Below are 21,015 nucleotides of genomic sequence, written 5' to 3'. Positions count from 1 at the left end.
GCGGTCAAAACTTGAGCGAGTAGCCCAAGGTCACCGTGCGGCCACGGCCGGCGAAATAGCGGTTGGGTTCGACGAGAGCGCTCTGCGAGTAATACGTGATGTATTGCTTGTCGAACACATTGGCCATCGCCAGGCGCATCGTGCCCTTCGGCAGTTTGTAGCTCATGGCGGCATCGACCAGCGTGTAGCCATCGAAGCGCTTGGCAGGATCGTCGAACGATTGATTGAATGCGTGCTGCACTTGCACGAACGACGAGAGCTTGTCGTTCCAGTCGGCCGACCACGTGCCGATCAGGCGGTTGGGCGCCACGTTCAGGCCGTCGAGCGCCGCGTCTACACGGCCGTCGCCATCGCTATCGTAGCGGCCACGCGTATAGGCATACGACAACTTGGCGCGATGCGCCTGGTTGAAGCGATAACCCACGCTGGTTTCAAAGCCCTGGATACGCGTCTTCTCGCGCGCCATCATGAACGCGCCGTTGACGGGAACGATACGGCTGCCGAAATCCGAGTTCGACTGGAAATAACTCAGGTCGTAATCCCAAGCGCCTTGCTTGATGCGCGTGCCCACCTCCACGCTTTTCGTGAGGATGGGCTCGAGGCTGCTCAAGCTGTCGACCGTCGTGCCGGGCGTGTTGATCGCGCGCAGCACGCGCCCTACGTCGGGCATGCCGAAGCCTTCGGAATAACTCGAGAACAACGTCACGGCTTCGATCGGCGTGTAGACCACGCCGGCGTTGAACAAGGTTTCGTTGAACTTCAGCTTGCCGCCATCGACGTTCACACGGTTGTACCGGGCCAGCGTTTGGTAGCTGTCGATCTTCAGATCGGCCATCTCGTGGCGCACACCGCCGTGCAGCGTCACGTTATCCAGCACCTTGTATTCGCCCTGCGCAAACAGCGACAGGTTGCGGTACTCGGATTCGGGCACGTAGGTGCGACCCGTACCGTAGAGATCCTGTTTGCCCTTGTCGAACAACGTGTCGAACCCGCCCGTGAGCTTGAAGCGGCCGTCGAACATGCCGTCCTTCATCAGGCTGACCTTGCTGCCGTATTTCGACGCGACCGAGCGCGATTGATCGTAGAGCGTACCCACAGGGGCGATGCGCGGGTCCTGGAACGTGGACGAATTATCGGCGCCGAAAAGTCCTTCGAATTCCTGATTGAACACCATCGCGTTCAATTCCATCCCGGCCAGATCGTGATGGGTGTAGGCCATGCTGGAGGTCCACACATCGTTCCAGGCCGGCAGCCCGTTGATGTCGCCCTCGATCGAGGTGGTGGGCAGGCCGGTGGCGCGATCGCCCGGCACACCGACGTAATTGCCTTTGGATTTGATCTTGTAGCGATTGAGCGAAAACTGCAGGCGTTGATTGTCGTCGAACCAGTAGCCTACCTTGGCCAGCACATCGTACGTGCGCGAATCCATGAGATCGCCCTGCGTCACGTCGGCGCCGATGGCGCGCCCGCGGCCGTCGCGATACAAGCCTTGATCGTCGTAGCCGACCGAGAACAGATAATCGAGCTTGTCCGAGCGGCCATCCGCGCGATAGGTGGTTTTGTAGCTCAGGGTGTCGGCATTGAGTTTGTGCGTCGGTACCGTGGCTTGCACATCGATATGCTGATTGAACGCGCCGTTTTCGGGGCGTCGCGTAATGATGTTGATCGTGCCGCCTGTCGCGCCCAATCCGTTGAGGGCATTGGCGCCCTGCACCACTTCGATCCGCTCGACCATGGCGAAATCGATCGTATGCACCTCACGCCCCGTGGGACGGAGCGGATTCGACTGCGGCACGCCATCGATCATGATGAGCGGCGTGCGCCCCCGCAGCGTCTCGCCACTGCCGTTCATCTTGCCTCGGCTCGGGGTATACGACGGCAACAGGTTGGCCAACACGTCCGACGAATTGCTGGAGATCGTCAACTGCCGTTCAATCTCTTCCTTTTCGATGATGACGACCGTTTGGGGCGCTTTGTCGGCCTCGATGTCCGATCTCGAAGCGGACACCACGACGGGTTCCAAGGTGGTGCTTGTGCGCTCGGCACCCTGCGCATACATCGATTGCGACACCAGCAACGGCGCAATCGCCACGATCAAACTGCCCTTCGTCAAAACGCGTTCCACCTTCACTTCAGCGACGCACCATCACGCCATATCATTAATGGGAATAACTATTGTTCTCTTTACCTTTTTCAATGGTAGTCGACCGAGTCGCCGGCGTAAATGCCGATGAGGTAACGCCGCCGTGATTTCGTTGTACGCAGGCACTGCGCTTGCCGCTCTGCCCGGGCCGCATCCTTTATATTTCGACCATCATTTATAATAAAGGCCGTCGCGTAACGAACGGCGAGCGAACGTACGCCATCCTCGAGGAGACATGCATGAGAGTCAGTCGCGAGCAAGCCGCCGAGAACCGGGAGCGCATCATCGCCGTCGCTTCGGGATTGTTCCGAGAGCGGGGTTTCAATGGTGTGGGTGTTGCCGATCTGATGCAGTCTGCCGGCCTCACCCATGGCGGCTTCTATGGCCACTTCGAGTCCAAGGAAGACCTCATGGCGCAAGCGTCGGCCCGCGCCCTCGATGGATCGCGCGACCTGTGGCGCGACCTGGCGAGCGAACACCCCGATCGCCCGTTGGATGCGGTGCTGGATCACTATCTATCGAGCGCCCACCGCGATCGGCCGCAACATGGCTGCCTGTTGACCTCGTTGGGGAGCGATGTGGCACGCCAGGGGGTGGATGTGCGACGCACCGTTACCGAGCGCTTCACCAGCATGATCGGGCTGATCGAGTCGTGGATTCCGGGGCGTTCGCAAGCCGCCAAGCGGCGCCGTGCGCTCGCTGCGTATTCGACCATGGTCGGCGCCATGATGCTGGCGCGGATGGTGGACGATCCCGAATTGTCGGACGAAATTCTCGCCGCCTCGCGGGCACATCTACCCGGCGGCCAAGGGTAGGCCGGAACCAGCGGGTGTCCCGTGTCGGGCATCGTCGACGACGGCGCGGGTTGGCCGCGCTCCCCGACGATCGAGCCGGCAGGACCGCGGTTGCGATGCGGCACGCCGGCATGGCATGATGCCCGCCGGCACCCCACCCCCGAAGGATCGCTTCCATGATCGACCTGTATGGCATGAGCAGCCCCAACGTCGTCAAGATTATCTTGATGCTTGAGGAAATCGGCACGCCCTATCGTTTTCATCCCATCGAAGTCTGGCGCAAAGAACAGTTCGGCGAGGCGTTTCGCGCCCTCAATCCCAACAGCAAGGTCCCGGTGATCGTCGATCAGGACGGCCCCGGCGGCGAGCCCTATACGGTGTTCGAATCGGGCGCGATCCTGACCTACCTGGCTGAAAAAACGGGCCAGTTGCTGCCGGCTGCCGGCCGCGCACGCTACGACGTGCTGCAATGGCTCACGCTGCAACTCACGGGGCTCGGGCCGATGTTCGGCCAGTATGTGCACTTCACCCGCTTCGAACCCAACGCGTCCGACTACGCGCGCTCGCGCTACACGACCGAAGCCGTGCGGCTGATCGATGTGCTGAACGAGCGGCTCACCCATGTGCCCTACCTGGGTGGTGATGCGTATTCGATTGCGGACGTGGCCACGTATCCGTGGATCGCGCGCCTCGAAGCGCTCAAGTTGCCGGTCGACGGCCGCGATGCCCTGCTGCGCTGGCGCGACACGGTGGCCAACCGCCCCGCAGCGACGCGCACCGCGTTGCGCACCATCGAGATTCAGCAAGCCGGCGATGCCTCGCGCGCCGCCGCCACCGCCGACGACCTGGATCGCATGTTCGGCCGCGGCCGCTACGCGCACCAGGCGAGCTGACCGTCTGCCGATGCGTGGGTATCGCCTCACGCATCGGCGCCTCTTCCCTGCATCGACACCACCATGCCGAACTCACCACCGCAAGCCGCCATCCCCGCCTATTACATGCGCGGCGGAACCAGCAAGGGCGTGTTCTTCCTGCCTGAAGATCTGCCGACCGACCCGGCACGCCGCGACGCGACGCTGCTGCGTATCGTGGGCAGTCCCGATCCGTACGAGAAGCATATCGACGGCATGGGCGGGGCCACCTCAAGCACCAGCAAGGTCGTCATCGTAGGCAAAAGCGCGCGCGCGGATTGCGACGTCGATTACTGGTTCGGCCAGGTCGCGATCGCCACGCCGCTGGTCGACTGGACCGGCAATTGCGGCAATTTGACGGCCGCCGTGGGACCGTTCGCCATCCATCGCGGCCTCATCGATGCACCGCACGATGGCTTGGCCACGGTGCGCATCTGGCAGGCCAACATCGGCAAGCGCATCATCGCGAAAGTGCCGATGCGCGATGGCGCCGTGCAAGAAATGGGCGATTTCGTGCTCGACGGCGTACCCTTTCCAGCAGCCGAGATCGCGCTGGCGTTCCTCGATCCCGGTGCGGACGATGCCGAAGGCGGTGGCGCGATGCTGCCAACCGGCAATGCCGCGGACCGGCTGACGATCCCCGGTGTGGGCGAGATCGATGTCACCTTGATCAACGCCGGTAATCCCACCGTCTTCGTGCATGCGGCAGCGCTTGGCCTGACTGGCATCGAATTGCCGCGTGCCATCGATATCCAACCCGATCTGCTCGCACGCTGCGAGGCCATTCGCGCCCACGGCGCGGTCGCGATGGGCCTGGCCGAGAGTGTGGAATACGCCAGCACCAAACGCCAAAGCACACCGAAGATTGCGTTCGTGGCGCCGCCCGCCGCATATGCCGCCACGAGCGGGGCCGCCGTTACCGCCGCCGATATCGATCTGGTGGCGCGCATTTTCTCGATGGGCAAGCTGCATCACGCCATGACGGGCACCGGCGCGGTGGCGATCGCGGCCGCTGCGGCCGTGCCGGGCACCATCGTCGCGCAGGCGCTCGGTGGCGCACGCGAGGGCCTGCGTTTCGGCCATCCTGCCGGCGTCCTGCAGGTTGGCGCGCGCGCCGAGCAGCGCGACGGTGTGTGGCAGGTGACGCAAGCGCTGATGAGCCGCAGCGCCCGCCGGCTGATGGTCGGGCAAGTGTTCGTTCCCGACATCGAATAGCGCGGCTCTCAGGCTTGACGATCAGTTCTTTGCCGGTCCTGGCAAGGGTGGTGGCGGCGTGGATGCCTCAGGACCGGCAGCGGTTGCCGTCGGCGCATCGGCCGGCGGCATCGCGGCCGACATGGGCGGCACCACGCTCGCGTCCGCCTGCCTGCCGTCGCGCCGGCCCTCCAGGCTGCCCAGCAACATCGTAGGCTGCTGCGACATCTCGATCTTGGCGGCCGACAAGCGGTTGAGTATTTCGAACAGCAAGGCACTGCGTACCGTGTACGACTGCCGGGGCGACGATACCGATCCCGACGCATTGAACATCAGATGCGTGCCGTCGATCCCATCGAGGAACACATTGGGCGCCGGCGTTTCAAGCACATCCGGGTTGTCCTGAAATACGGACAACATGATTTCACGCACGCGCTGCGCATCGGTGCCCAACGGCAACGGCATTTTCACCGTGACCACACCCTGCGGATTGGCGTGTGTGACGTTGCGCACATGCTTGGTGATGAACTCGGAATTGGGCACGATCAACGTCGATCGATCCGACATCTGAATTTCCGTCGCGCGTACGTTGATGCGTCGGATATCGCCCTCCACGCCCGCACTCAACGAGACCCAGTCGCCGACCTTCACCGGACGCTCCGCCAGCAGAATGATGCCGGAGACGAAGTTCTGCACCACCGCCTGCAAGCCGAAACCGATCCCCACCGACAGTGCGCTGGCGACCCACGCCACGCGTTCGAGGCCGATGCCGACGGCAGACATGGCCAACGCCACAGCGATCACAAAACCCGCATAGCCAAAGAGCGCCGCGGCCGACAGTTGCATGCCAGGGTCCAGCGTGGTGGTCGGCAGATAACGATCACGCAGCCAGCGCTTGAGCATCTTGACCGCGATCAGTCCCACCACCAGCACGATCAGCGCCTGCATCACGGTGCCCGGCTTGATCAGCACTTCGCCGATCGCCAGCCCGCTTTGCAATTGCCCCATGCGCTGGAACAACTCCATGGGCCCGGCGCCGAACGGCGCCAGCACCAGCAACAACGCAAACAACGCGATCAACACCCGGCCAACACCCGATAGCAGCACGGCCGCCTGATCGCGGGCGCGCGGCTCGTAAGGTTGATTCTTGCCCGATGCGTCGACCTGCGTGGCGCTGCGCAAGGTGGAGAAGAAATCCTCGATCAGCACGCTGAGCAGATAGGTGCTGGCGAGAATGATGATGAGCCAGACCATCTGCTTGAGCAGGAAGTTGCCGAAGGCGACGTAGCCCACCAGCACGCTGCCCACCGCGCCCACGATCACGCACCACAGCACGCCGGCAAGCACGCCCAACCACAGCGGACGGGGCGGTGGCGGCTCGACCTGGGTCGCCGCGTCGTCATCCTGTGCTTCCGCTGCAGAGGCCTGCTTGGCCTGAGCCTCGCGAATCACCCGCCGGCGCAGCCGTTCGCCGCGCCGCAGCGCGTAGCCCAACACGACGGCCAGGCCGAACGCCACCACGCTGTTCAATGCAATCGTGGTGGTGAGGCGAAAGTTGAGCAAGGTGACGAAGCGATCCAGCGACCACACGAGCACCACCACGATGCCCAGGGCGATCGGCAGCCAGCGCATGCGCAGCGCGATCAGATCGGGAATCGATGGCAGGCGCCATGAGGGGCGGTTGGGCGAGAGCAATGCCCGGCCCAGCCCGGCCACGTAGCCGCCGAAGAACATCACGCCAACCAGACCGGTGGCGAAGGTGGCCAGGTCACCCGTGAGCACGGAGCCCCAACTCATCCCCAGATAAAACAACTCGGCGATCAACCCCGGCGCAGCCACGCCCAGCAGCACGACTGCCACCGCATAGAACGACCGCCGCAAACGGCCCGACGGCACCCGTGCCGCGGTGATGCCCGTCAGCCGCTTGCTCGCCCAGATACGCACGCCGAAGATGGCGCCGATGAGCAGCAGCACGCCGGCCCACACCCACAACGGCGTGGCGATGGCAGCGGCGAGTGCTTCGTCCCACAGCGCTTTCAGGCGATCCCGATCGCGTGGCCAATCGCCCTGAAACTCGGACCAGAACGAAGGCGTCAGCACCGAGGGCCGACGCTCACCCAGCGCGGCCGAAAACTGCGAGCGCCGCAGAGACGAGATCGTTTCGATCGCCTGCCCGCTCTCCACCGCCAGCAAGCGCGCGAGCTTGATCTGCGAATCGAGCGCCGTGCGTTGCTTGTTCAGATCGGACCGCTGCGCCGCCACGTCCGGCGCTTCTTTCACGCCTTCGGCAACTTCGCCCAACTCTCCCAATCGGGCGTTCACACTCGTGAGCTGCGGCGTCAAGGCATCCGCCTTCGATCCCGCCTGCCCCTGCATCTCCACGAGCGATTCGCGCATGTCGACCAGCGCGGTGTCGTCGGGTTGTTCCTTCAACTGTTTCTGGATGGCGTCCAGATCCTTGCGCGCCTGATCCAGATTGATTTCGGGCGCCTTGTCCTGAGCGGCCGCCAGCGCCGTGAAAAATGCCAGCAGGCACATGACCACGATCTGCCAAACCCGGCGCTGCCCCCTGCGACCCACAGACTTGGACGCGCGCGCGGGCACGGCACCGGCTCGCACAGACTGCAGGGGGAGAGAAACTGACATGGCGGGAAAGCCGCGGGCGACGCCCACGGTAAAGTCGAGGTCGCCCAGCATAGCAAGGCGACCTCTCCTTAACTGCAACAAAGCATGGCGGCGGGTATCAGGCCGCTGTCAGGAAAACGACATCAGCGCGCCTTGCGGTGGTCGATCCAGTCGTCCCCGGCCACCGGCCGCGCAGCGGCCGCCAGTTCCGGATCCACCGGGTAATACCAGCAGCGCACCGGCTGGCCGGCGACAAGCACATCCACCTCCTGCCGCACGAACACGGTTCGGCGGGCAGCATCGTATTCCTCGATCTCGTCGAGCACCGGCAACAGCCGGGGATCGATGCGATACACCTCGCCACGCACGCGCCGATCGGGCACATCGGCGAGCAGTCCCGGCCAGTCGCCGAAATCGATCAACGCGCCGGCCACATCGCTCGCCCCTACCCACACCGGCTCAGGCAGCGACCGCCCCTTGGCCACCAAAGCGAGATCGTTGATTTCGCCCCGGCGCAGCGTGCCGTAGATGAAAACATGCGTGACCGGCACCGGCGGCACTGCCTCAAGCGCCTCCCTGGGCGCGCAGTCGCGGCGCGATGCCAGCTGGCTGATGAAAAACCACAGCAGTCCGCTGGCCGCCACGCCAAGACCCAGGGCCAGCGCCAGGCGGAAGGCACTGCCGTACACCCAAGGCGCCATCCAGCCGCTCACGGCCGAGAAGAACACCATCTGCACGAACCCCAGCACCGAGGCGGCCATGCCCGAGAGCTTAGGCTGGCGCGTCAACACCTGCAGCGTCATATTGGGAATCGCGATGGCAAGCCCGAAATTGAAGAAAGCCAACGGCAGCACCGCCCAGGGCAACTGCACCGGTTCAGCCACCGCGGCGTACGTCATGTTGGCCACGCAACTGAGCACCATCACCAGATAGGCCATGCCGATCATGCGGCCTGGCGACCAGCGCGAAGAGAGCCGCGCGGCCGCGAACGACCCCGTGGTCAGGCCCACCACCAACGGGATGAACAGCCAGCCGAATGCGGTATCGGGCAAGCCCAGCACATGCGTGACGAAATCGTGTGCCGCGCCGATCAAAAACGCGAAGCCGGCGAATAATACGCCGAAGGCCAGCGCGAACGCCATGAACACGCCGTCGCGCGCGATCGTCATGTAATTGGTGGCCAACGCCCGTACCGAGAAGGGTTGCCGACGCGGCGGCGCGAGTGTTTCGGGCAGACGGCGATAGCACAGCACGCAAGCGGCCAGTGCCAGGGCGGCGAGCAGCACGAACACCGAGCGCCACCCCAGCGACGTCGACAGATAACCGCCCAGAATCGGCGCGATGGCGGGCGACACACTGAACACCATGATGATGTAGGACAGCGTGCGACGCGCCACCGGACCCTCATAGCAGTCGTTCACCACCGCCTGTCCCACGACCATGCCGGCGCCCGCCGACAGGCCTTGCAGCACGCGCCCCACAAGGAGCCAATCGAAGCTGGGCGCAAAGGTGGCGAGCACCGAGCCGGCGATGTACACCAGCAGCGACACGATCACCACTGGTCGGCGGCCGAACGAGTCGGACAAGGTGCCGTGCAGCAAGGTCATGACGGCATACGCCACCATGTAATAGCCGAGCGTGCGCTGCACGGCCTCCTGCGGCAGGCCGAACTCTTGCCCGATGGCGCCGAAAGCCGGCAGATAGGCGTCGATGGACAGCGGGCCGATACACGCCAGCACGCCGAGAATGGCGATCATCGTGCGATAAGGCGGCACGTGGGCGAGACGGGAGAAAGACGAAGGTGATGCAGACATAGCTCTTGAAACCGTTTGGGGCAGTGCCGGCGGAGATTGCCGGCCGGGCCCGCGCGGCATGCGGCGAGCCCAAAGCGGCACGTGCGCGCCGCCCCAATGAAAAAGGCCCGCGACAGCGGGCCGGTGAGGGGAATTATAGACACCCCCCACATTACGGTTGTGTCAGCGCTATATGAGCGCTTGATCCATCGCGCGATTCAGCAAGACGAGATTCAAGGCATCGACTTGCGGTAAGCGTCCACGATCGCAGCGCCTTCGGGGCCGGCTTTCTCGAGCCATTCCTTGAGCATCGGGTCGCCGACGACTTTGCGCATATCCGCCTTCAGGCTGTCTTGCGGCTGGATGATCTCCATGCCGTTTTTCTGCAGCAGTGCCAGGTACTCGCCGTCCTTCTGCTCGGAGATTTTCCACCCGCGCGTCTCGGCGTCGGCAGCGGCTTTCATCACCGCATCCTGCGTCGGCTTGTCCAGCGCATCGAACGCCTTCTTGTTCACGAACACGGCATTCTTCGGCAGCCAGGCCTGGAAGTTGTAGTAGTTCTTGATATGTTCGTAGGTCTTGGTGTCGTAGCCGGTGGCACCCGAGGTCATGAACGAATCGATCACGCCGGTCGCCATGGCGGCCGACAATTCCGCCGCCTGAATCGTCACCGGTTGCGCTTGCAGCAGTTCGGCAATGCGGCCCGTGGCGGGGCTGTAAGCGCGCCACTTCGCGCCCTTCAGATCGGCCAGCGAGTTGATCTTGTTCTTCACATACAAGCCCTGCGTGGGCCACACGACGCTGTACAGCAGCACCATGTTCTGATCGTTGAAGCGCTTCTGCAGTGCCGGCTTTTGCGCCTGGTAGAGCTTGTAGGCCTTGGGATAACTATCGGCCAGGAACGGAATGCTGTCGGTACCGAAGATCTGCCATTCGTTCTGGTAATTGGCCAACAGGATTTCACCCGCCTGAGCCTGGCCGCCTTGCACGGCGCGTTTGATCTCGGGTGCCTTGAACAGCGACGCGTTGGCGTGCACTTGAATCTTCAACTTGCCCCCCGATGCCTTGTCGACGTCGGATGCAAATTGCATGATGTTTTCAGTGTGGAAATTGGTTGCCGGATAAGCGGTCGGCATGTCCCACTTGGTCTGCGCGTGGGCGATGCCGGATGCGGCTGCAAGGGGCAGCAGCGCAATGGCGGCGGTGAGCAAGCGACGGGTCGACATCATGAAGCACTCCAAGGATCGGATGGAAGCGTTGAAAGACTGAAAAGGGCCGCTGACTCGAGGCTGAAGAACCTCGTCAAGTGCGTTGAAGTCTAGAAACCGTTGATATAAATTGTCAATAAATTATCAACGTAATGCGGGTTACTACTATGACGAGACACACCACAGATCCTCTCAAACCCGCCCGCACCAGAGCCGTGCCGTCGCGCACCAAACCGGCGCGCGCACCGGTCGCGCGCAAGCGGCCCACACGCAGTTTGGGGATCGTGTCGTCGTCGCATTTGGTGTCGCCCCGCAGCCGCGAATCGTCGGAATTTGAGTTCGCGTTGATCGTGGCATGGAACGCGTTTTCGCGCTGGTGCGTGCGCTGCATGGCGGCCGCCGGCAACGTCGAACTTACAATCACCGATGTGTTGATGCTGCACCATGTGAACCATCGCGCACGCAATAAAAAACTCGCCGATATCTGCTTCGTACTCAACTACGAAGACGCGCACGTGGTGGCCTATTCGTTGAAAAAATTGGTCGCGTCAAAGCTCGTGCAAACCGAGAAGGTAGGCAAGGAAGTGTTCTACAGCCCGTCCAGAAAAGGCGAAGAACTCGTCGCGCAATATCGTGAAGTGCGCGAGGCCTGTTTGCTCAACAATCTGGGCAGCGAAATGAATACCGAGATCGGCCAGATGGCCAAACTGCTGCGTACGCTGTCAGGCGCGTACGATCAAGCGGCTCGTGCCGCGACTTCCCTGTAAGGCCGCGGCGCGCCATTACACATCGCGCGGCGCGACGCCGAAGTGACGCCGAAAGGCAGTCGAGAAATTGGCGGGATGATCGTAGCCCACCTCAAGCGCAATCTGCGTGATCGGCAATCGGCCGCTTCGAATCAAGACCATCGCCCGTTCCATACGCAACTGCTGTAGATATGCCGTGGTCGTCGAGCCCTGCACTGCCTTGAAGGTGCGGGTGAATTTCGACTCGCTCATCCCGGCTTGTGCGGCAAGCTGCTTCACACTGCGCGGGCGGCTCCCCTCACCTTGTGCCAGACGGGCGATCACGCGCGCGACCGTTTCGCGGTCACGCAACGAGACCGTAGACGGCGCCGACACCTGACCACCCATCCGCTCGAAGAAAACGCGCACGATATCGTGCGTGCAGGACTGCAATCGCAGTCTGCGGCTGAAGACATTGCTGCACGGCTCGAAGTACGTTTGTGCGGCCTGCAACAACGCATCGCCCAACGTGGTTCGAAACAGCGTGAACCCCAAGGGCTCTCCATCGAGAAAATGACGCAGGGCACCGTCGTATCGCTGCGCATCGATACCCAGTTCATCGATCAGGTAATCACGCGAACACGATACGGTGACCGAACGCTCGCGTTCGCCCCCGCGGAAGATCTCGATCTTGCGCGCGCCACGCGGTTGCGCCAGCGCACTGCACGACAGCGCTGCCACATCGTGCGCCGGTTGGCCGCCATCCGTGACGCCCGAGCGGCCGGCCACCCGCAGGTGGATCTTGAGCGCGCCGCTGCAGTCGTAGTGTTCTTCCAGCGCGTGATCGCGCGTGACGTCGGCCCAGCTGGCCGACAGACCATCGGCCAGAATCAACGTATCGCGAAAGCCTTGAATGCCGGGCGCAGTAGGCCGGGTGGCAATGAAGCACGCGGCGCCCACAGGCGCGATGTCCACCACCTCGAACGAATGGGGCACATAGGCATGCAGGCCCTGACCCGGAATACGTTGCACGGCCGCCTCCATTCTTGCGTCGCCGCTGATAACGACGGCCACGTTAAAGGCCGGGTGCCGATTTCGTCAAGACGAACCCGCGTGGCATCAACGCCTCGCGGGTTAACCCCTAAGCTCCGCCACCACCCTGGGCGCGCTGCCGGATGCGCAAACAAATCGTACCGGCGCGCATAAGTGTGCCGCAGCCGCCAGGCATAAGCTCTGCGCTAACCCACTCAGGAGCTGTGCGATGCAAGGCGTTCCCCCCTCGGTCAATCCGCGCACCGGCCTGCGGCCGCATTTTTCGGTATGCCGACGCGCCGGCGACCTGATGTTTGTCTCAGGTCAGATGGCATTGGGACCTGCGTTCGATATCGTCGGCAAGGACGTCGGCGAGCAGACGCGCACGTGCCTGACCTATATCGGCGATCATCTCAGGACGGTGGGGCTGAGTTTGAGCGACGTGGCCAAGACCACCGTCTGGCTGACGCGCGTCGAGGATTTTCCCGCGTTCAACGACGCCTATAAGGCCTTTTTCGACGGCGGGCCCCTGCCCGCACGGTCCACCGTGCGCGCAGACCTGATGATTCCCGGCGCCCTCGTCGAAATCGAAGCCATTGCACTGTGCAAGGACATCGCACCATGAGCACCGCTGCGTCACCTGCCCTCGCCGATACGCCGGCCATTGCGTGGATCAAACGGCTGGTCGCGATCGACACGACCAGCCGGCACTCGAACCTCGGTTTGATCGAGATGGTGCGCGACGACCTCAAACGCGCCGGCATCGACGCCTTGCTCAGCCACGATGCCACCGGCACGAAGGCGAATCTGTTCGCAACGGTTCCTGCTGCGGACGGCACGACCCAGGGCGGCATCGTGCTGTCCGGCCACACGGATGTGGTGCCGGTCGACGGGCAGCCGTGGGATGCCGATCCGTTTACGCCGGAAGTGCGCGACGGCAAATTGTTCGGCCGAGGCACGTGCGATATGAAGGGGTTCGTCGGCACGGCCCTCGCGCTTTTGCCGCAAATGCAACAGGCACGCCTCACGCAGCCCATCCACTTCGCCCTGTCGTACGACGAGGAACTGGGCTGCGTCGGCGCACCGGTCATGCTGGCCGACCTGCAGGCGCGCGGCATTCGCCCCGACAGCTGCATCGTGGGTGAACCCACGTCCATGCGCGTCATCGTGGCGCACAAGGGCATCAATACGTTCCGCTGCTGTGTGAAAGGGCATGCCGCCCACTCTTCGCTCACACCCAAAGGTGTCAACGCCATCGAATATGCGGCCAGGCTCATTTGCTTCATCCAGGATCTCGCCGAAGAAATGCGTGCACGTGGCCCTTTCGATGAGGCGTTCGATGTGCCGTTCAGCACCGCGCAAACCGGCACGATCCAGGGCGGCATTGCATTGAATACGATTCCCGAGGATTGCCGCTTCGATTTCGAGCACCGCAATCTGCCGGGCACCGACCCGGCACGTTTCTTCGATCGCATACACGCCTACGCCAACGAGACGCTGCTGCCGCGCATGCGCGCCGTGCATCCGGGGGCCGCGATCGATCTGACGAAGATGTCGATCGCGCCGGCGCTGGACGCATCCGAGCAGGCCGCGATCACACAGCTCGTGCGGGCATTGAGCGCCGATAACGCGCGTCGCAAGGTGGCGTACGGCACGGAGGCCGGACAATTCCAGCGCGCCGGCATCGCCTCCGTCATTTGCGGCCCGGGCGATATCGAACAGGCACACAAGCCCAACGAGTTCGTGACCACGGCGCAGATCGCGCAGTGCGAGGCGTTCCTCGGCAAAATGATTCGCAGCATCTCTCAATAGTCCCCTTGCGGCGTACTGCCGCACGGTCGTGTTCGCCCATCCTGGATCTTCGACCATGTCTACCTTCACCACCCCGCATGCATCCGCGCGCGACGAGACGCCCCCTGCCGCCTGGCGCATCATCATTGCCGCCTCGATCGGCAATGCGCTCGAGTGGTTCGACCTCGTGGTCTACGGCTTTTTCGCCGTCACCATCGCCAAACTGTTTTTCCCCAGCGGCAGCGACTCGATCTCGCTGCTGCTCACGCTCGGCACGTTCGGTGTGTCGTTCTTCATGCGACCGCTGGGCGCCCTGGTGCTCGGCATCTATGCCGATCGTGTGGGACGGCGTGCCGCGCTCACCGTATCGATCCTGCTGATGATGGTGGGCACCCTGCTCATCGCCGTGATGCCCACGTATGCGGCGATCGGGGTATGGGCGCCGATCGGGATCGTCCTGGCGCGGATGATCCAGGGGTTCTCGGCCGGCGGGGAATTCGGCAGTGCCACGGCGTTCCTCGCCGAGCATGCACCCAAGCGGCGGGGCTTCTACGCCAGTTGGCAGGTTGCCAGCCAAGGGCTGACCACGTTGCTGGCAGCGGGCTTCGGCGCCGGGCTCACCAATTGGCTCACGCCGGAGCAGATGCTGTCGTGGGGCTGGCGGGTGCCATTCTTCTTCGGCTTGTTGATCGGCCCGGTCGCCTACTACATCCGTACGCGTATCGACGAAACGCCGGAGTTTCTCGCTGCGGAACCGTCGAAGACGCCTCTTGCCGACACCTTCTCGCATCATCGCGCGCGTCTCATTCTTGCCATCGGCACCGTAGTGCTCGGTACGGTGGCCACTTACCTCGTGCTTTACATGCCGACGTACGCGGTCAGGCAACTCGGCATCCCGCAGTCGGCCGCCTTCACCGCCACCCTGCTCACGGGGGTGGTGCAGTTCATTTGCGCACCCATCGTCGGCCACTGGTCGGACCGCCACGGCCGCACGGGCGTGATGCTGCTGGCCGCGCTGCTTTTTCTCGTCCTGATCTATCCCATGTTCGCCATTGTGGCCGCGCATCCCACCTTCGGCACCATGATCGGCGTGCAGATCGTGATTGGCGTGTTGCTGTCGGGCTATTTCGGCGCCCTGCCCGCGTTGCTCACCGAAATCTTCCCGGTGCAGAATCGCACCACCGGCATGTCACTCGCCTACAACATCGCCGTCACGATCTTCGGCGGGTTTGCGCCTTTCATCATCACGGGCCTGATCGATGCGACGGGCAGCAAACTTGCGCCGAGCTTCTATCTGATCTTCGCCTCACTCATCAGCATCGCGGCCATCTTCGGGGTGCGCAAGCGCCTGGGCATGCGATGACACGACACGGATTTCCGCCATGACCACAACCCACCGATCCCCTCCTGCCGAACCCGCCATTGCCGACCGCGCCGCGATCGCCGCACAGCACGAGGTGCTGCGCCAATGGATACGCGAAACGCCTGTGGTGGACCGCGACGACTTCCTGCCGGTCGCCGGCACGCGGATCAACTTCAAGTTCGAACTGCTGCAAGCCAGCGGCACCTTCAAGGCGCGTGGCGCCTTCTCGAACATCCTGGCGCTGAATCCGGCGCAAAAATCGGCCGGCGTGACGTGCGTGTCGGCCGGGAACCATGCGGTGGCGGTAGCGTACGCGGCAATGCGCCTGGGCGTATCCGCCAAGGTCGTCATGATCAAGACGGCCAGTCCGGCGCGAGTGGCGCTCTGCCATCAATACGGCGCCGAGGTCGTTCTGGCCGACGACGGCGCATCGGCGTTTGCCGAAGTGCGTCGCATCGAAAGTGAAGAGGGCCGCTTCTTCGTGCACCCGTTCAATGGCTACCGCACAGTGCTCGGCACCGCCACCCTGGGTCATGAATGGCTTGCCCAAGCGGGCCAACTCGATGCGGTCATCGTGCCGATCGGCGGTGGCGGCCTCATGGCGGGCATCGCCACTGCGGTCAAGATGATCGACCCGGCCTGCAAGGTGTACGGTGTGGAGCCGGTGGGCGCCAACGCCATGCAACAGAGCTTCGATGCGAATGGGCCCATCAAGATGGGACCCATGCAGAGCATCGCCGATAGCCTGATGGCGCCTCATACCGAGCAGTACAGCTACGATCTCTGCCGCCGCCATGTGGATGCCTTGACGCAGGTATCGGACGATGCCATTCGTGCGTCGATGCGGCTGCTGTTCGATCAGCTCAAGCTCGCGGTGGAACCCGCCTGCGCAGCGGCTACAGCCGCGCTCGTGGGGCCGCTACGCGATACGCTGGCGGGCAAACGGGTAGGCGTATTGCTCTGCGGCACCAATACCGATCCGGCCACGCTGGCTCGGCACCTGGGGTAAAGCACGTATCGGGGCGTGCGCCTTCAGGGCGCGACCGGCACGCGGCGGCGTTGCCGCCGGCGCCATGCCAACGCGTAAAGCCCCACGTTGAACACGATCGCGGCCACGCCGATGCCGATCTGCACCGGGCGCGTCAGGCCGGGCGGATAGATCAGCACGCGCGCATAGTGGGCGATGAACCCTTCTTCGTAACCCGCCTGCCCTGCCGCCAGTCGCAGCGCATTTTCCAACGGCGTGAGCGGGCAGATGCCGCCGCTCAGGGTGATCCAGGCGCCCCACGCGACTGCCGGCACATGCAACCACGCCCAGCCCGGGCGCCAGGCCACGAGCGCCGCGCCCACCGCCACGAACAGCACGAACGCGGCGTGAATCACCATCACGCCATCGGCGGCCCAGGCACTCATCCGCCGATCAATCCACCCAGAACGAGCACGGCCAACACGAGCCAGAAAATGCCGCCGATGATGCTGCGCTGGATGAACGCCTTGAATGCGGCGTACAGCAGGATCAATCCCAGGATGAGCCAGGCAATGTTGAACACGGACGGGCTCATGCCCATCGCGCGCGCAAGGCCACCCGTAAAGTCGCCGATCGCTTCGCCCACGCCGCCCAACAAAAACCGCAAGGTGTCGACGACCGCGCGTATCGCCTCGCCAAACGCACTGCCCAGCCACTCGAAAAAACCGTTGTTCATGACTCTGTTCGTAAGAAAGACATTAGCGGCATCCCGCAAGCGGCGTGCACCGTGCGCGCGACCCGAAAGATACTGCGAAAATCATCAGGGCGAGCCAGTCGCCGTCAATGCGGCTTGCCATACCACCGCCTTGGCCGCCGGTGTCATGGCGGCGTGCGCCGGACTTGTGGATGGCAAAGCGGTGTAGCGTACGCCGGATTCGGCCGACAACGCAGGCCGCAGATGACGCGCATAAAGGCTGGCGGCTGCGCCCCCATTGAATACCACATGATCGATCGACGGGTATTGCGTCAGCAACCCGCCGATGTCGTTGGCGACGATGCTTGCGCGCACGATGGCCGCATCCAGGCTGCCGGGGCGATCGCAGCGCGCCACCACATCCCATAGTGCCACACCGGCCGCCTGCAGCGCCTTGATCCGGACGGCGTAGGCCGTTTGGGCGTCAAAGCCGAAAATTTCACCCATGATCGGCCAGAATGCGTTGCGTGGATGGGCGTAGTACTGATCGGCGTCCAGCGAGCGCACGCCCGGCATCGAGCCCAACACCAGCACGCGTGCGCGATCGTCGACGACGGGCGGAAAACCGACGACGTACATCGCGCGTCAGAGCCCGAGCCGGCGGGCGAGATCGTTCATGTCGGAGGCGATCACGTCCCAGTCCTGCTCCGGGGCGAGGTCGCGCGTTTGCTGAAGGCCGTGTTCGGCGGGCCGCAATACGAACGCGGTGCGCAAGCCCTGGCGGCGCGCAGCCGCGAGATCGTTGTTGTGCGCAGCCACCATCATCAGTTGCTCAGGCGCAAGATCGAGGACGTCGGCCGTGCGCAGATAGGCTTCGGGCGACGGCTTGTAGGCTTGCGCCACTTCGGCGCCGAGAATGGCGTCCCACGGCAGCCCGCCGCGTTTGGCCATATTGAGCATCAAAGAAATATTGCCGTTGGATAGCGGCGCGATCACATAGCGCTTCTTGAGGCGGGTGAGCCCCTCCACACTATCAGGCCAGGGATCGAGGCGATGCCACGTGCGGTTGAACGCGATGAGGTCGCTTTCGGGAATCGCGCGAGGGTCGATGCCCACATCCTGCAACGTGGCATCGAGATTTTCCCGGTGCAGAACGTCCAGCCGCACGAACGGGCGCGCGCCGTCGCGCACCGCCTGCATCGCCGGCTGATACCGTTGCCGCCAGGCATCGGCGAAGGCGGCCGGATCGATGTCCTCGCGTCCGTGGCGGGCCAGAAAGGCCGTCGCGTCGCGCGTGACGCCGCGGCGCCAATCGACCACCGTGCCGAATACGTCGAATACCAACGCGCGCACCTCATCCATCGCATCTTCTCCCTGGTGTATGGGGCAGGCCCCAGTTGACGCAGACCCGTCGCCCGCTCGCGCAGCACGTAACAGGCTGAGCCGCTCGAGCATGCCGGCCCCGCGAATCGGGCTGACCCGCGCATCATCTTAGCGCAGCGCACGCCCTGCAAGCCGGCCGTTAGACAGCCTTCGGGTTAAGGCGTAATCTGCATGCGCTGCGGACACCGCGGCGCCTCAGACTCCGGCCGGATTTATCGCATGCGACACGCCGCTCCAGCACCTTCTCCCCTCGACGACACTGACGCGCCGCTGGCCGACCCACCTACCCGCAAGCAACTCTTCGCCGGCTTTTTCATGCTTGGCGTGACGGCCTTCGGCGGCGCACTGCCCCTGGCGCATCGCGCGCTGGTCGAGAAGCGCCGTTGGCTCAGCAATGCCGAGTTCACCGATCTGCTGGGCCTGTGCCAATTTTTGCCGGGCGGCAACATCATCAATATGTCGGTGGCGATCGGCATGCGCTTTCGCGGGGTGAGCGGCGCGCTGGCCGCGTTGATGGGCCTGATTCTGGCGCCGTCGCTGATCGTCATCAGCCTGGGCGCGGTGTACGACCGCTTCCAGCACGATCCGCACATCCAGCATTTCTTCGCAGGCCTGGCGGCCGCGGCAGCGGGACTCCTGATATCCATGGCCATCAAGATTACCCTGCCGCTGCGCCGCAAGCTGCCGCTGATGGGCATCGTCGTGGCGGGCTTCGTGGCCATTGCCATCCTGCGGTGGCCGCTGTTGCCCACCATGCTCGTGCTCACGCCGCTCAGCGTACTGGTCACCTGGAAGTCGGGGTTGTGATGAGTGTGCTGATCTCACTGGCATTGATCTTCACGCAACTCTCGCTGCTGGCCTTCGGCGGGGGCAACACCATCCTGCCCGAAATGCAGCGGCAGGTGGTGGATGTGCATCACTGGATGTCGGCCGAAACCTTCAGTGCGTTGTTCGCGCTGGGGCAAGCCGCGCCGGGGCCGAACATGATGATCGTGACGCTCGTGGGCTGGCATGTGGCGGGCTGGCAAGGTGCCATCGTTACGTCGATCGCCAAGTTCGGGCCGTCCACCATCGTGACCATTCTGGCGTTGAGCGCCTGGGACCGGTTTCGCCACAAGCCGTGGCGGCGCCTGGTGCAGGTCGCGTTGGCGCCGGTGACGGCCGGCTTGTTCCTGGCCAGCGGCTTCATCATCACGGAAGCCTCGGTGCATACGTGGTGGCTGGGCACCATCACGCTGATCTGCGCGATACTCGCCGTCAAAACGCGCATCCATCCGCTGTGGTTATTGTTGGGCGGCAGCCTGGCGGGGCTCACCGGAATCGGGCAGTGATGTTTCGGCAGGCCGGTTGGACACGGCGCATCGAGGCGATGCCTCGCGCCGTCGTTGCCCTGCGCAGTCCTTGCGGCTATGCGGCGACGACGCGGCGATGGCGCCTCGTGCAGCGCTCACGGCACCGCGACGATCACGCCACGTGCTGCTTGAGCCGCTCGATGATGAACGCCAGAAATGTCTGCACGGCACGCGGCAGCATGCGGCCGTTGAAGGTTTGAATCTCGACATCCCGCCGGCCCATCGCACGGTCGCGCAATGGCACAGCCGTCAAAATGCCGTCGGCCACACGGTGACGCACCGACACCTCACCCGATAAGGAAACGGCATCGGATTGCGCCACGAAGTTGTAGATCGCGGGTGCGTAGTTGCTGGTGAAGACCGATTTCATCGACAGGTTCTGCTCGGCGCAGGCCACGTCGAACAACTGCCGCAGCGTGAGCGAGGGGTCGGGCAGCGCCAAGGGATACGCTTGCAATTGCGCCAACGCGATGCGGTCGAAACGCTCCAGAGGATGGCCTCGACGCATCACCACCATCACCGGCGCCTTCAGGCGGCTTTCGACCTTGATGTCGCGCTCGGGCGCCCGGCTGAAACTCAAGCCGATATCCGCCTCGCCCTCGCGCAGCATCCGCGATACTTCGCGCGAATCGCCAACCGCCAGATCGAACTGGATATCCGGATACGACACCTGGAACGCCGCGATGGCGAGCGGCAGAAACTCAGTGGCGAACCCTGTCGTGCTGCACAGGCGCACGCGCCCGCTGCGCAAGCCATTGAGCGCGCGAATTTCGTTGACCGCGCGATCGGCGTCCAGCGTGGACTTGTAGGCATAGGCGGCGAGCACCTCGCCCGCCGCGCTGGGCACCATGCCGCGCGCGCGGCGTTCGAACAACACCGTATCGAGTTCGGTCTCGAGCGCCGAGATCTGCCGGCTGATCGCCGAGCTCACCACATTCAATTTCACCGAAGCAGCGTTGATCGACCCGCAGCGTACGACCTCCAGGAAGTAGCGCAAGGCCGTATCCTGCAGATAACGTGCGGACATGACGGGCTCCTTA

At 63.8% G+C, this 21,015-nt stretch carries 20 protein-coding genes; 10 read left to right on the top strand and 10 right to left on the bottom strand.

What is annotated here, in order from left to right; all coding sequences use genetic code 11:
• Window positions 1-4: 4 nt before the first annotated feature.
• The gene (locus EYW45_RS13920; protein WP_328703629.1) at window positions 5-2,125 is read right to left on the bottom strand and encodes a TonB-dependent receptor; all 2,121 of its coding nucleotides are present in this window, start codon (window positions 2,123-2,125) and stop codon (window positions 5-7) included.
• Between the two features lie 257 nt (window positions 2,126-2,382).
• On the opposite strand from EYW45_RS13920, the gene EYW45_RS13915 reads away from it, so the two are divergent.
• The 3 genes from EYW45_RS13915 to prpF all read left to right on the top strand — a co-directional run bounded on the left by EYW45_RS13915 (window position 2,383) and on the right by prpF (window position 5,063).
• Window positions 2,383-2,958, top strand: a complete 576-nt coding sequence (locus tag EYW45_RS13915; RefSeq protein ID WP_161135985.1) for a TetR/AcrR family transcriptional regulator — start codon at window positions 2,383-2,385, stop codon at window positions 2,956-2,958.
• 155 nt (window positions 2,959-3,113) lie between these two features.
• Window positions 3,114-3,830, top strand: a complete 717-nt coding sequence (locus EYW45_RS13910; RefSeq protein ID WP_161135984.1) for a glutathione S-transferase family protein — start codon at window positions 3,114-3,116, stop codon at window positions 3,828-3,830.
• A 63-nt stretch (window positions 3,831-3,893) separates the two neighbouring features.
• Window positions 3,894-5,063 (top strand): 2-methylaconitate cis-trans isomerase PrpF, encoded by a 1,170-nt coding sequence (gene prpF / locus EYW45_RS13905; RefSeq protein WP_161135983.1) that lies wholly within the window; start codon window positions 3,894-3,896, stop codon window positions 5,061-5,063.
• Between the two features lie 21 nt (window positions 5,064-5,084).
• On the opposite strand, the gene EYW45_RS13900 is transcribed toward prpF, so the two are convergent.
• The 3 genes from EYW45_RS13900 to EYW45_RS13890 form a co-directional block, all read right to left on the bottom strand.
• Window positions 5,085-7,580 (bottom strand): DUF3772 domain-containing protein, encoded by a 2,496-nt coding sequence (locus EYW45_RS13900; protein WP_161136259.1) that lies wholly within the window; start codon window positions 7,578-7,580, stop codon window positions 5,085-5,087.
• 230 nt (window positions 7,581-7,810) lie between these two features.
• Entirely contained in the window at window positions 7,811-9,481 is a 1,671-nt protein-coding gene (locus EYW45_RS13895) for a Bcr/CflA family efflux MFS transporter (RefSeq protein ID WP_161135982.1), read from the bottom strand.
• A 212-nt stretch (window positions 9,482-9,693) separates the two neighbouring features.
• A complete protein-coding gene (locus tag EYW45_RS13890; protein WP_161136258.1) occupies window positions 9,694-10,686 on the bottom strand; it encodes a TRAP transporter substrate-binding protein in 993 nt (330 codons plus the stop codon).
• A gap of 149 nt (window positions 10,687-10,835) precedes the next feature.
• On the opposite strand from EYW45_RS13890, the gene EYW45_RS13885 reads away from it, so the two are divergent.
• Window positions 10,836-11,435 carry a winged helix DNA-binding protein gene (locus EYW45_RS13885; RefSeq protein ID WP_161135981.1) on the top strand — a complete coding sequence of 200 codons (600 nt, stop codon included), beginning with the start codon at window positions 10,836-10,838 and terminating at the stop codon, window positions 11,433-11,435.
• Between the two features lie 15 nt (window positions 11,436-11,450).
• Here the strand turns inward: EYW45_RS13885 and EYW45_RS24870 are convergent, their stop codons facing one another.
• Window positions 11,451-12,425 carry an AraC family transcriptional regulator gene (locus EYW45_RS24870; protein WP_161135980.1) on the bottom strand — a complete coding sequence of 325 codons (975 nt, stop codon included), beginning with the start codon at window positions 12,423-12,425 and terminating at the stop codon, window positions 11,451-11,453.
• A gap of 229 nt (window positions 12,426-12,654) precedes the next feature.
• Between EYW45_RS24870 and EYW45_RS13875 the strand changes: the two genes are divergently transcribed.
• The 4 genes from EYW45_RS13875 to EYW45_RS13860 are packed head-to-tail and all read left to right on the top strand — an operon-like array spanning window position 12,655 to window position 16,588.
• Window positions 12,655-13,050: a RidA family protein gene (locus EYW45_RS13875; RefSeq protein WP_161135979.1), complete on the top strand. Its 396-nt coding sequence runs from the start codon at window positions 12,655-12,657 to the stop codon at window positions 13,048-13,050.
• Window positions 13,047-14,237: an acetylornithine deacetylase gene (argE, locus tag EYW45_RS13870; protein ID WP_161135978.1), complete on the top strand. Its 1,191-nt coding sequence runs from the start codon at window positions 13,047-13,049 to the stop codon at window positions 14,235-14,237. The genes EYW45_RS13875 and argE overlap by 4 nt, the downstream gene beginning before the upstream one ends.
• Before the next feature lie 55 nt (window positions 14,238-14,292).
• Window positions 14,293-15,579 carry an MFS transporter gene (locus tag EYW45_RS13865; protein WP_161135977.1) on the top strand — a complete coding sequence of 429 codons (1,287 nt, stop codon included), beginning with the start codon at window positions 14,293-14,295 and terminating at the stop codon, window positions 15,577-15,579.
• Window positions 15,580-15,598: 19 nt separating this feature from the next.
• The gene (locus tag EYW45_RS13860) at window positions 15,599-16,588 is read left to right on the top strand and encodes a threonine/serine dehydratase (RefSeq protein ID WP_161135976.1); all 990 of its coding nucleotides are present in this window, start codon (window positions 15,599-15,601) and stop codon (window positions 16,586-16,588) included.
• Window positions 16,589-16,611: 23 nt separating this feature from the next.
• Here EYW45_RS13860 and EYW45_RS13855 read toward each other — a convergent pair whose 3' ends face one another.
• The 4 genes from EYW45_RS13855 to EYW45_RS13840 all read right to left on the bottom strand — a co-directional run bounded on the left by EYW45_RS13855 (window position 16,612) and on the right by EYW45_RS13840 (window position 18,695).
• Window positions 16,612-16,992, bottom strand: a complete 381-nt coding sequence (locus tag EYW45_RS13855) for a DUF2784 domain-containing protein (protein WP_161135975.1) — start codon at window positions 16,990-16,992, stop codon at window positions 16,612-16,614.
• The gene (locus EYW45_RS13850; RefSeq protein WP_161135974.1) at window positions 16,989-17,282 is read right to left on the bottom strand and encodes a hypothetical protein; all 294 of its coding nucleotides are present in this window, start codon (window positions 17,280-17,282) and stop codon (window positions 16,989-16,991) included. The genes EYW45_RS13855 and EYW45_RS13850 overlap by 4 nt, the downstream gene beginning before the upstream one ends.
• Window positions 17,283-17,366: 84 nt before the next feature.
• A complete protein-coding gene (locus EYW45_RS13845) occupies window positions 17,367-17,879 on the bottom strand; it encodes a DNA-deoxyinosine glycosylase (RefSeq protein WP_161135973.1) in 513 nt (170 codons plus the stop codon).
• 6 nt (window positions 17,880-17,885) lie between these two features.
• Window positions 17,886-18,695, bottom strand: a complete 810-nt coding sequence (locus EYW45_RS13840; protein WP_161135972.1) for a haloacid dehalogenase type II — start codon at window positions 18,693-18,695, stop codon at window positions 17,886-17,888.
• A 147-nt stretch (window positions 18,696-18,842) separates the two neighbouring features.
• Here EYW45_RS13840 and EYW45_RS13835 point away from each other — a divergent pair, with 147 nt between their 5' ends.
• Together EYW45_RS13835 and EYW45_RS13830 are read left to right on the top strand one after the other, a co-directional pair.
• Window positions 18,843-19,430 carry a chromate transporter gene (locus EYW45_RS13835; RefSeq protein WP_161135971.1) on the top strand — a complete coding sequence of 196 codons (588 nt, stop codon included), beginning with the start codon at window positions 18,843-18,845 and terminating at the stop codon, window positions 19,428-19,430.
• Window positions 19,430-19,954 carry a chromate transporter gene (locus EYW45_RS13830; protein WP_202444704.1) on the top strand — a complete coding sequence of 175 codons (525 nt, stop codon included), beginning with the start codon at window positions 19,430-19,432 and terminating at the stop codon, window positions 19,952-19,954. The genes EYW45_RS13835 and EYW45_RS13830 overlap by 1 nt, the downstream gene beginning before the upstream one ends.
• A gap of 133 nt (window positions 19,955-20,087) precedes the next feature.
• On the opposite strand, the gene EYW45_RS13825 is transcribed toward EYW45_RS13830, so the two are convergent.
• Window positions 20,088-21,002, bottom strand: a complete 915-nt coding sequence (locus EYW45_RS13825) for a LysR family transcriptional regulator (RefSeq protein WP_161135969.1) — start codon at window positions 21,000-21,002, stop codon at window positions 20,088-20,090.
• Between the last annotated feature and the right edge of the window lie 13 nt (window positions 21,003-21,015).

It is taken from the genome of Schauerella aestuarii (assembly GCF_009866805.1).
Lineage (GTDB): Bacteria > Pseudomonadota > Gammaproteobacteria > Burkholderiales > Burkholderiaceae_B > Schauerella > Schauerella aestuarii.
Note: the sequence above shows the minus strand (reverse complement) of the source record. Positions and strands in the feature narration are given on the sequence as shown.